The organism is Pseudoalteromonas sp. BZA4, assembly GCF_040104395.1.
GTDB lineage: Bacteria > Pseudomonadota > Gammaproteobacteria > Enterobacterales > Alteromonadaceae > Pseudoalteromonas.
Genome location: NZ_JBECOT010000037.1, coordinates 1 through 11,903, shown reverse-complemented (window position 1 = coordinate 11,903; position 11,903 = coordinate 1). Strand labels below are relative to the sequence as shown.

Below are 11,903 nucleotides of genomic sequence, written 5' to 3'. Positions count from 1 at the left end.
GTTACTTTTTCTTTTTTAAAACAACTAAATAGATGCGGCTTACAAGATACCACACAAAACCTACTGCCATTGCCGATGTATAGGCATACCACTCAAGAGACTTTGCTTCGGGGTGCATAAAGTAATAACAGAAAAAGCCCCCTAAAAATAAAATCAGTGCGAGGAAAGACTGATTCATAAACTTTTGTTGTCTACGAATGCGCGTTTCTTTTTGCATTTGCTGCAATTGCTCATTGCTTAGATCGGTGACTTGGCATTCACAATGCGGGCATTGCTTATGTTTGTCAGATATTGATTTTGCACACTGCGGGCAACTAATAATCGCCATATCTTTCTCCATACTACGCATAAAAAAGGCGCCTTTAGGCGCCCTTTATTGTACTTGTTTTATGAGTCGATGTCTTATTTGAATTTCATTCATTTGTGAAGATTCGAAAACCTGCACAACTAAATTCACTACAAAAACTCAAAAACCTGATTTATTGTTTCTGTTTCGCCTTTTCAGCTAGACGCTTTTCCCAGAAAGTCGCATTTTTAATGCCTAATTTAACTGGATCAAAAGTGATTTCGCCACCGGCTTTCTTTTGATCTTCGTAATCACGTAAGCAGTTAAGAGCAGGTTTTGCGACAAAGAAAATAGCCAAAATACCGACAATGTTGATCCAGGCCATTAAGCCAACGCCAATATCACCAATATTCCAGATGTAACCAGAGCTATTTACCATACCGTAAGCCACCATAAACATGATGACAACCTTTACAATAACCAGTGGAATATTGCCTTTGAAATAACGGTTTAAGTAAGCAACGTTCGTTTCAGCAATATAGTAATAAGCAAGAATTGTGGTAAATGCGAAGAAGAATAAAGCAATACCAACGAATGCTTCACCAAAGCCACCAAATACGCTAAATAATGCCATTTGTGTGAAAGCTGCAGAGCCTACTTCTGTTGCCGCATCAACGTTTTGCACAATGAATTGACCTGCAGGTAACTCCCCCACAATGTTGTATTGTTTAGTGATTAGAATCATTAGCGCCGTTGCTGTACAAACAAAAATGGTATCAACATAAACAGAAAATGCTTGCACTAAGCCTTGTTGAGCTGGGTGATCAACTTCAGCAGCTGATGCTGCATGTGGACCCGTACCTTGACCTGCTTCGTTTGAGTAAATACCACGTTTAACACCCCAACCAATAGCAGCACCAAAGCCTGCTTGCGCGGTAAATGCATCAGATAAGATCATTGAGAAGATACCTGGCACTTTATCTAGGTTTAAGAACACCACGATTAAAGCTAACACGATGTAACCTAGCGCCATAAATGGCACCACGATTTGTGTGAAGTTTGCAATACGTTTAATGCCACCAAAGATGATAAATGCAAGCACAATTAAGATGATTGCAAGCGCAACTAGCTTAAAGCTACCTACTTCACCAAAGCTGGTGCTAACCAATGTGCCTTCACCAAAAACTTGTGTGAATGCATTACCTACCGCATTGGCTTGAACGCCCGGAAGGAACACACCACAAGCAATAATCGCCGATACTGCAAATAATACGGCTAACCACTTTTGCTGTAAGCAGCGGTCGAAGTAATATGCTGGGCCACCGCGATATTGGCCGTCTTCTTCTGATTTATAAATTTGACCAAGTGTTGACTCTGCATACGCAGTACTTGCGCCGAGGAACGCAACTATCCACATCCAGAAAATCGCACCTGGGCCACCAAAGCCGATTGCAGCAGCAACACCGGCAATATTACCGACACCTACACGCCCTGATAACGATACAGCAAGTGCTTGGAACGAAGAAATACCCGTATCTGAATTATTAGAGCTAAGCAATAACTTACACATTTCTTTAAAATGTCTGACTTGTGCGAACCGGGTTAAAATAGAATAAAACAGACCTGCACCTAGACATAAATAAATGAGCGCACTACTCCAAATTATGTCGTTAACGGCGCTTACTAAAGCTTCCATGGATATATCCTCTATATTTATATTTTTTATTTTCGCTACGATACTCAGCGTAAGCTTGTGAGAATGCGTCACGATGACTGTGAGAAATAAAAGTGAGATTTTGTTACTTCACAGCTGAACACACTGGATATTAACTTAAACCAACCAAGTTTGTTAACAGTTAATTTTCAATATGACAAATGTCCCTACAAAATTACCACTTTATAAATCCTGCACTCCACCGATTGGTTTATTTACTCCCAGATACAATTACGGGCATCAGTTTTGCTGATGCCCGTAAGGTTCGTTATCTTAATTTATCAACCACGTTAACAATAGCCGCTAACGTATCTTGACCAAATTGATACGAGCGACGATCTGACCAACCGTAATCTGGATCTGGTAAATCATCGTTATCTTTAAATGGCATCTCTACCGTGTAAGCTAATGCATTAAATTCATGCGCAACAGCAGAAGAACCGACAGTTAGGTTAGCCTGGCCCGGCTCATCTTTTGGATAACCATGTTCGTCTTGGAACTCAGGCGTCACAGTTAAAAGCGCAGCTTTAAAGCTATCTTCTAACTCTTTTAAGCGATCATCGTAGCCTGGGATACCTTCACTACCCGCAACAAAGTTATAAGGAATTGCCTCGTCACCATGAATATCTAAGTGCATATCAAGGCCCGTTTCACGCATTTTGTTAAGCACTAAGAAAACTTCAGGGCTATTTTCCATGCTCGGTGTTTGCCATTCACGGTTCAAGTTAACGCCTTTAGCGTTAGTACGTAGGTGACCACGCACACTGCCATCTGGGTTCATATTTGGCACGATGTAGAATACCGCTTTAGATAATAGTGCCGCTGCATGTGGGTCTTCATCATCAAGTAATTTATGAAGTAAACCTTCAACGTACCACTCAGCCATAGTTTCGCCTGGGTGCTGGCGCGCCGTGATCCAGATTTTTTTCTTCTCACTGCTAGGAATACCCACACGTAAAACACTCATGTCACGGCCATCAAGGGTTTCGCCTAATGTTTCTATTTCACAAGCATGCTGGCTTTGTGCCCATGCTAGTAAATCTAAGTGGCGGTCATAGCTGTATGGCGCAAAGTAAGCAAAGTACATGCTGCTACACTCAGGCTCAACTTCGAATGATAGCGTGCCGTTTGCGTACTCAGATGGTACACGGAACCAAGTTTGACGGTCGTATGATGCAACCGCATGATAACCTTCCCAGCCATCAGGGTATGCTGAGTTCTCTAGGTTATTAATGTGTAATTTATGGTTTTGAAACGCAGTTGTTTCAAGACGAAAGTGAAACCACTGGAAAAAATCAGACTGATTGTCTTTATTGATTTCTAATTGAATATTCAGTGGTTCAACGGCTTCAATAACCTTGATATTACCACTGTCAAAATTGCTGGTGATTTTCATTCTATAAACCTATTGGTTAAAAATAATTCTTAGCTATTCGCTTGTTAGTTAAGAATTAAGTCAACGCTCTGTAGTTAGAACGTTTTGTTAGTAATATGGTGTAGACCCTTAACAGCCTATCACATGCTGAAAATTTGCAAAAACTTTCACGACTAAAAAAGCCAGCATAATGCTGGCTTCTAGATTCTTTATAACTTAGGTATTAGCGAGGTAAGCTTGGGAAAGTTACTTCAGCCATATCACGCATACAGCGTACTACCTGACAGCTATAACCAAACTCATTATCGTACCAAACGTAAAGTACAACGCGGTTGTCATCTACGATTGTCGCTTGTGAATCAACAACACCTGCGTAACGGCTACCTACTAAGTCAGTCGATACGATTTCAGTAGACGCTGTGTAATCGATTTGATCACGAAGGTCTGAATGAAGTGCTGTTTCACGTAAGAACGCATTTAGTTCTTCAACAGTTGTACCTTTTTCAAGATTTAAGTTCAAGATAGCCATTGATACGTTTGGCGTAGGAACACGGATAGCGTTACCAGTTAGTTTACCTTCAAGCTCAGGTAAAGCTTTAGAAACCGCTTTTGCAGCACCTGTTGAAGTGATAACCATGTTAAGTGCAGCAGCACGGCCACGACGCTCAGCTTTGTGGTAGTTATCAATTAAGTTTTGGTCATTTGTGTACGAGTGAACTGTTTCAACGTGACCGTTTTTGATACCAAACTTATCGTTAAGTGCTTTCAACGTAGGGGTAATAGCATTGGTTGTACAGCTTGCTGCACACACAATCTTATCTTCAGATTTGATATCTTGGTTGTTTACACCGTATACGATGTTTTTGATGTTGCCTTTAGCTGGTGCAGTTAATAATACTTTTGCTGCGCCTTTTGCTTCTAAGTGCTGGCCAAGGCCTGCTTCGTCTTTCCAGATACCTGTGTTATCAACAACAAGTGCATTCTCGATGCCGTAAGCTGTGTAATCTACTTCGCTTGGAGAGTTAGCATAGATAACTTGAATGTAGCTACCGTTAGCTTTAATTGCATTGCGCTCTTTATCAATTGTGATTGAGCCATTGAATGGACCGTGGATAGAGTCACGGCGAAGTAAGCTTGCACGCTTTTCTAAGTCGCCGTCTTTACCGCCACGTACAACGATTGCACGTAAACGTAGGTCTGCATAAGGACCTGACTTTTCGATTAATAGACGAGCTAATAAACGACCGATACGACCGAAACCGTATAACACAACATCACGTGGCTCTTTGCGCTCTGAGTTTGCGATTTCTGCTAGTTCGTCAGTTAAGTATTCTTCAACTGAGCGACCTTTCGCAGCATCGTTAAACAAATAACCATACGCTAGTTTACCAATATCGATACGTGCTGAGTTTAAGTCCATTTTGCTAATTGCTTCTAAGAAAGGGAAGCTTTCACGTAAACGTAGTTTTGTACCTTCAAACTGAGCAACTGTTTTGTGTGCTTTGATGATATCGATTGTACTGGCATTAACGAGAGGACGGCCATATACAGCGATTTCGATACCACGATTACGGTAAAGTCTACCAATAATAGGTTGCATACTTTCTGCGTAATCTTGACGTTCTTGCCAGCTGCTTGTGTATTCTAACTCGTGAGATGAGGTCATTTTTTTTACCTAATTAAACAATTTTGAACGGATAGCCTTAAAAAATGTGTTGTGATTTGAGAGCAACACATCTCAGGCATGGGTATTCTAATTTAAACTCGAACGATTCTCCACTGTTACAGAACAAATCATTGCGCTAGAATAAAGTAGTACAAATTAAGTAGAGGTTAAGGAATGTTATTAAGAGCAAGCGTGTTGCTTGGTTTATTGGCATTAGCAGGCTGTGAAGATCCGCTTACACTAGCGAAAGTGTGCGACGAAACACCTGGCTTCTGCAGTGATTTAAATAAAGATAGTCACTGCAAAGAGCAACGTGCCGAGGTCATCATTCAACGTTATGTTGAATATAAGTCACCAACAGACGAAAACAAATACCAATTATTAAAGGATTTTGAGAAATACGATCAATGTGTGTCGCTTGCCGCCAAGATTGAGCACATAAAACTAAAAGAAAAAACCACGTCTCGTGTTGAAGGTCATTTAACAAGCATCAAAGAAATGACTCGAATTTTTCAAGATACCAAAAATACTGACCACCCAGGTTTATTGTATTACCATTGGTCGCGTAATAACGACCAATCTGCGTTAACTAAATTGCTCGCCCTGGAAGAAAAGCAAGATAAACGGGTGACTGAAGATGCCGAAATGCAGTTTTTCTTGGCAAGCTACTACGTGAAGTTTGATGATGAAAAAACCATTGATTTGCTCTACAAAACGCTAGAGCTAAATAAAGCAGGTGAAGCACCCAACCCTGAGATCTACCCTACTCTTGTGAGCTTATTCTACAAACATGAAAAGTATAAGCATGCCTACACCTTTGCACGTGTAGCACAATTATCAGGGTATGAAGATGTCGATATATTACCTATTGAGCATCAACTCGCTGCCGCAGGCAAAAGCCTAGACAGCTTAGATGATTTAGCACAAAAAACTTACGACAGTATCCAAGAAGGAAGCTTCGTATCACCACGCGGGTTTTGATAATTCCAACTCGCTAATGTGCAGTGCTCAGACAAATAAAAAAGGCAGCTAACGCTGCCTTTTCTTATTTTGCTTTGCTTGTACCAACTTCTACACGAGTTTTTAGCTTTTGACCTGGTCTAAAAGTCACAACTCGGCGCGCCGAAATAGGAATATCTTCACCTGTTTTCGGATTGCGGCCTGGACGTTCTTTCTTATCTCGAAGATCAAAGTTACCAAATCCAGAGAGCTTAACCTGCTCGCCTTTTTCTAGCGCTGAGCGGATTTCTTCAAAAAACGCTTCAACTAAATCTTTGGCATCTTTTTTATTGATCCCGAGTTTTTCAAATAGGTGTTCAGCTATGTCGGCTTTAGTAAGCGCCATATCTAGTCCCTCAACGATGCGTTAAATTGTTCGGCCAGTGCGGCCACCACATTATCAACTACTTGATTGATATCTTTCTCTTCGAGCGTTCTATCAACCGCTTGCAGTGTTAGAGCAATCGCCAAACTCTTATAATTTGGCTCAATACCTTTGCCCTTATACACATCGAATAAGTTTAGGTCAACCAATTGATTTCCGCCAACTTTTTCTATGACATTTAAAATATCGCCAGATTTTACGTGATCTTCCACTAAAATCGCGATATCACGGCGGTTTGACGGGAATTTCGACACTGCCACTGCTTCTGGTAATTTTCTTTTTTCTAGTGCAGACATTTCGATTTCAAACACAAATGCTGTGTTGTTGATATCTAGTGACTTTTGCACTTGTGGGTGCACTGCACCAAAGAAACCTACTTTTTTACCATCAACATAAATAACGGCTGATTGGCCTGGATGTAAGCCATCAGACTGCTCTGCTTTTATCTCAAAACGTGATGAATCGTTGCTAATTGCTAAAAGTGCTTCAACATCACCTTTTAAGTCATAGAAATCAACGCTACGCTTTTCTTGAACCCAATGTTCACCGTGTGCAAGACCAGAGATTACACCACCAATGACAGCCACTTGGTTTACACCGTTTTCAGCATTTTCGTCACGTAAGAATTTTAAGCCGTGCTCAAATAAACGTACACGTGGTTGCTGACGGTTTTGATTATAAACTAATGACGCTAATAAACCCGGCATTAAGCTAACACGCATTGCTGACATTTCAACAGAAATTGGGTGTGGTAATACAAGCGCATCACTTTGCGGGTGTAAAATTGCTTGTGCTTTTGGATCAACAAAGCTGTACGTAATTGCTTCTTGGTAACCACGAGTTACAAGCGTATTGCGGAATTTAGTGACCGCAACATGAGACTCGTCATGGTTAGTCATTTTTAATTTAGCAGTTGGTGCAACGTTAGGAATACTGTTATAGCCGTAAACACGCGCAACTTCTTCAATTAAATCTTCTTCGATACGAATATCAAAGCGATAGCTAGGTACGTCAGCACTCCATACACCATCAACAATTTTCACGTCTAAACCTAAACGCGTTAGGATGTCAGTTACTTTTGCATCATCAATGTGATGGCCAATTACACGGTCTAAACGCTCACGACGTAAACGCACTTCTGTTACTTTTGGTAACTTGTCAGTTGCGACTGCTTCAACAACTGGGCCTGCTTCACCGCCAACAATCTCAAGAAGTAATGCTGTCGCACGTTCCATTGCATCTTTTTGCAGTGCAAAATCGACACCACGCTCGTAACGGTGTGACGCATCAGTGTGTAAACCGTAGCTACGTGCTTGACCCGCAATAGCGACAGGGTTAAAGAACGCACTTTCTAACAAAATGTCTGATGTTGCTTCAGTTACACCTGATTTTTCACCACCAAAAATACCTGCAATAGCAAGCGCTTTGTTATGATCAGCAATTACAAGCGTAGATTCGTTTAGTTTAGCTGTGTTGCCATCTAACAGAACTAACTCTTCACCCGCATTTGCGCTACGTACTTTAATACCACCTTCAATCGCATTTAAATCAAATGCGTGCATTGGGTGACCTAGCTCTAATAACACGTAGTTTGTTACATCAACAACAGGGTCAATTGAGCGAATACCACTGCGACGAAGTTTTTCTACCATCCAAAGTGGTGTTTCTGCATCAAGGTTAATACCTTTGATCACACGACCTAAATAACGAGGACACGCATCATCATTTACAAGCTCAATTGATACTTTGTCATCAATCGTTGCAGCAACTGGTGCGATTTCAAGTGTGTTTACATCAACACTGTTAAGTACGCCTACTTCACGCGCTAAACCTTTAATACCTAGGCAATCACCACGGTTAGGTGTTAAGTCAACATCAATAATGTTGTCGTCTAGGCTTAAGTACTCACGTAAATCAGTACCGATTGGTGCATCACTTGGTAATTCCATGATGCCATCACCTTCTTCGCTGATACCTAACTCAACGAATGCGCACAGCATACCGTGTGAAGGTTGACCACGAAGTTTGGCTTTTTTAATTTTGAAGTCGCCAGGTAATACAGCGCCAACTGTCGCAACAGCTACTTTTAAACCTTGACGACAGTTAGGTGCACCACACACGATATCAAGTAGCTCATCACCACCTACGTTTACTTTAGTTACACGTAATTTATCAGCATCTGGGTGTTGACCACACTCAACCACTTCACCAACAACAACGCCTGTGAACTCTGCTGCTGCAGGCTCAACACCGTCAACTTCAAGACCAGCCATTGATAACTGTTCCGAAAGAGCCTGTGTGTCGATTGCTGGATTAACCCACTCTCTTAACCACTTTTCACTAAATTTCATTTTATATCTTCACTCTTAACGGAACTGGTTTAGGAATTTTAAATCGTTTTCGAAAAATGCACGTAAGTCGTTTACGCCGTAACGCAACATAGTCAAGCGCTCTACACCCATACCGAATGCGAAGCCCGTGTATTTTTCTGGATCAATACCCACTGATTTAAGAACGTTAGGGTGAACCATGCCACAGCCTAATACCTCTAACCACTTGCCGTTTTTACCCATAACATCAACCTCAGCTGATGGTTCAGTAAATGGAAAGTAAGAAGGACGGAAACGGATTTCCATATCTTCTTCAAAGAAGTTACGTAAGAAGTCGTGCAGAATACCTTTTAACTCAGTGAAGCTTACATCTGTATCAACCATTAAGCCTTCCACTTGGTGGAACATTGGCGTGTGTGTTTGGTCATAATCGTTACGATAAACACGACCTGGAGAGATGATACGTAGCGGTGGCTGCTCAGTTTCCATAGTACGGATTTGTACACCACTCGTTTGCGTACGTAACACAAGTTTAGGGTTGAAATAGAAAGTATCATGGTCAGCTCGCGCTGGGTGGTGCTCAGGAATATTTAGCGCATCGAAGTTATGAAAATCATCTTCAACTTCAGGACCTGATTTAACCGCAAAACCTAACTCACCAAAAAAGCTTTCAATACGTTCAATAGTACGAGTTACTGGGTGTAAGCCACCTGTTGGCATAACACGACCCGGTAAAGTTACGTCGATCGTTTCTGCAGCTAGTTTCTCTTCAAGAGCCTTACTTGCTAGTAACTCACGCTTTTCGTTAATGGCTGTTTGTACTTCTTGTTTTGCTTGGTTAATCACTTGACCCGCTTCTTTACGCTCTTCAGGGGCAATCTTGCCTAGCGTTTTAAGTAAGCTGGTGATTTCACCTTTTTTACCAAGGTAATTAACCCTGATATCTTCTAGTTGCGCGATTTCATTCGCACTGGCAACTGCCTCAAGTGCTTGCGCTAAAATATTTTCTAAGTTCATTGAGTACCTGGTCTTTCACAGAAGGATTTTTGTAATAGCTAATGATAACTGAAAGCAAGGACTAGATTCTAGCCCTACTAAAGCTTTAACGTTGATTTTATAAAAGGAATTGTTAATTTTCTTTGTGCAGCCATTGAGGCATGGTCAAGTTTGTCTAAAACGTCTAATAATGCACGCATATCGCGGCTTAATCGCGTTAATAAAAAGCGCGCACATTCATCAGTTAGTTCAAGGCCGCGCATATGAGCACGGCGTACGAGGGCTTCCGCTTTATCATCATCGCTCATTGAGCGAATTTGTAATGTTGTGCCCCACTTCAAACGCGATACTAAATCAGGAAGATTGATATGCAGCATGTCAGGTAATAAATCAGCTGTGACCACAAGGTATTTACCCGGCTCATTAAAGCGATTAAAAAAGTTAAATAATCCTTTCTCCCATGCATCGTTGCCTGCCACTAAGTGCACGTCATCGATACATAACACATCAAGATTTTCCAGACCTTCAAGCACAACAGGACCATAATCAATCACTTCACGCATTGAAAGTAACATGGTTGATAAACCGCGCTCTTGGGCATGAATACAGGTCGCGTACAATAGGTGGGATTTACCAGAATCACCTAAACCGCATAAGTAGGTATATTGAAATTTATTACTGAGCTTGGTAAACGCATCTTTAAGGTGACTCACTTCAAGAGAGTTTTCGCCACCAAAATAAGAAGTAAATGTTTCATCATCAGGCAAAGTAACTGGCAATGCCATTTGCATTGGTTCTTGCACTTCGATTAAAGCCCCTGCCACTGATATTCAAGCTCATCTTTATTGACCACTTGATAAAAATCACGCGGGTCCTGATACGCTTTAAAGGCACTATCAAGTTCTAACGCTTTTCTAAAATCATTCATGCTGCCAGTGTGATTAACTATAAATTGTACGGTATCAGGCGTACGTACAGATATCACAGCGCGAGTAACAACACTTAAGCTTTCTAAACGGCGTTTAGCAAATTCAATATCAACAAAGTTATTGATACCTTTAAGATAGAAGGTTGCTGTCGCAAGTTGGCCAATCATTGTTGGATCAATGGCATATTCTGCTGCTAAACCACCCGCTAAACTGTCAATCATATCTGCAACAATTTGCTGCTTATCACCCATCAAACGATTGGTATCAAATAATTCTGCATTAGTAAAACGCCAATCTAGGATCCAAGTTTCTGAATCAGCTTGTTGGTACATTCTTGCAGTAATACTGCGCTCTGCACTATAACGACTCGATGCACGCTCTACGGGTTCTGAGAAATTACCCCACACTTCTGGGATACCAACAATAGCGCGGTCTTGTAAATCAAGTAATGGCACAACCACAGGTAAACCACGGCGACCAGCTTTGTCGTATATAAGCTGTTCGAGCTGCGGGTAAGACTCTTGAGTAACCAATTCACGGCGCCAGTTATCTTCAATGCCTAACCAGATAGCCACTAAAGGACGACGCGTGCCCCACAATGGCAAGCCAAGATCTTTGATTAATGCATTAATCTTATTTGCCTCAAACTTAACAACCAGATTTAAACTGCCATCTGCTTTTTCGTCATATTCGAATTTGAGCATGTAATCTGAAATGTCACGCGTGCGCTGTTTAGCAACAGGGTTTTGATCTGCGCTTGTATCACCACTCACTTTCACCAGCACATTTAGCAGTGCTTCACGGCTTGCTGCCAAACGAGCATCACGTGATTTGTCTGCAACTTTAAGAGTATCTTGATATAAATTAGTCACCTCAACAGCGAAAGTTGAAGCACTCGAAAATAATAATAATAAACAAATAAGTAATCTAGACACAGGCCATTAGTTCTTGCTTTTAAACTGATTTGATCCTAAATCAAAGCCATAAACAAAGCAAAGTTAATTTAATGAACGGTAGCTGAGCGAGTTCGTGAGTTACGAGAGTAAAGTTAGCGAGTTTGAAAGGAGAAAGTTAGCAAGAGTAAAGTTTGAGGGTCTGGCGTAGGTTGGGTAGAGCGGAGCGAAACCCAACACAGAGCTATCAGCTTTCAGCCGTCAGCACTCAGCCGCGCGGTCTGGGTGTTTGGTGCTGCGTATCCCTCTGCTGGAGGTTCTAGGTAAAGT

The 11,903-nt window shown here is 41.4% G+C and carries 10 protein-coding genes; 1 reads left to right on the top strand and 9 read right to left on the bottom strand.

The genetic code is table 11. From position 1 onward, the window contains the following. Position 1: 1 nt before the first annotated feature. The 4 genes from ABMY41_RS14660 to ABMY41_RS14645 form a co-directional block, all read right to left on the bottom strand. Positions 2-328, bottom strand: a complete 327-nt coding sequence (locus ABMY41_RS14660) for a hypothetical protein (protein ID WP_054553080.1) — start codon at positions 326-328, stop codon at positions 2-4. Between the two features lie 151 nt (positions 329-479). Continuing rightward, positions 480-1,982 (bottom strand): alanine/glycine:cation symporter family protein, encoded by a 1,503-nt coding sequence (locus ABMY41_RS14655; protein ID WP_251598610.1) that lies wholly within the window; start codon positions 1,980-1,982, stop codon positions 480-482. A 286-nt stretch (positions 1,983-2,268) separates the two neighbouring features. Beyond that, positions 2,269-3,396, bottom strand: coding sequence for a M14-type cytosolic carboxypeptidase (locus ABMY41_RS14650; RefSeq protein WP_349275220.1), 1,128 nt, complete (start codon positions 3,394-3,396; stop codon positions 2,269-2,271). Between the two features lie 202 nt (positions 3,397-3,598). Continuing rightward, positions 3,599-5,041, bottom strand: a complete 1,443-nt coding sequence (locus ABMY41_RS14645) for a glyceraldehyde-3-phosphate dehydrogenase (protein ID WP_054561210.1) — start codon at positions 5,039-5,041, stop codon at positions 3,599-3,601. Positions 5,042-5,215: 174 nt separating this feature from the next. On the opposite strand from ABMY41_RS14645, the gene ABMY41_RS14640 reads away from it, so the two are divergent. Next, positions 5,216-6,022 carry a DUF2989 domain-containing protein gene (locus tag ABMY41_RS14640; RefSeq protein WP_055021158.1) on the top strand — a complete coding sequence of 269 codons (807 nt, stop codon included), beginning with the start codon at positions 5,216-5,218 and terminating at the stop codon, positions 6,020-6,022. 64 nt (positions 6,023-6,086) lie between these two features. Here the strand turns inward: ABMY41_RS14640 and ihfA are convergent, their stop codons facing one another. The 5 genes from ihfA to ABMY41_RS14615 form a co-directional block, all read right to left on the bottom strand. Next, positions 6,087-6,386: an integration host factor subunit alpha gene (gene ihfA / locus ABMY41_RS14635; RefSeq protein WP_002960690.1), complete on the bottom strand. Its 300-nt coding sequence runs from the start codon at positions 6,384-6,386 to the stop codon at positions 6,087-6,089. A 2-nt stretch (positions 6,387-6,388) separates the two neighbouring features. Further along, complete coding sequence (gene pheT, locus ABMY41_RS14630) at positions 6,389-8,776, bottom strand: phenylalanine--tRNA ligase subunit beta (protein ID WP_349275217.1); 2,388 nt, start codon at positions 8,774-8,776, stop codon at positions 6,389-6,391. 15 nt (positions 8,777-8,791) lie between these two features. Continuing rightward, positions 8,792-9,772, bottom strand: coding sequence for a phenylalanine--tRNA ligase subunit alpha (pheS, locus tag ABMY41_RS14625; RefSeq protein WP_054552893.1), 981 nt, complete (start codon positions 9,770-9,772; stop codon positions 8,792-8,794). A gap of 77 nt (positions 9,773-9,849) precedes the next feature. Then, positions 9,850-10,560, bottom strand: a complete 711-nt coding sequence (gene hda, locus ABMY41_RS14620; protein ID WP_171037157.1) for a DnaA regulatory inactivator Hda — start codon at positions 10,558-10,560, stop codon at positions 9,850-9,852. Next, positions 10,560-11,615, bottom strand: coding sequence for a DUF2066 domain-containing protein (locus ABMY41_RS14615; RefSeq protein ID WP_062565108.1), 1,056 nt, complete (start codon positions 11,613-11,615; stop codon positions 10,560-10,562). The genes hda and ABMY41_RS14615 overlap by 1 nt, the downstream gene beginning before the upstream one ends. Positions 11,616-11,903 lie beyond the last annotated feature (288 nt).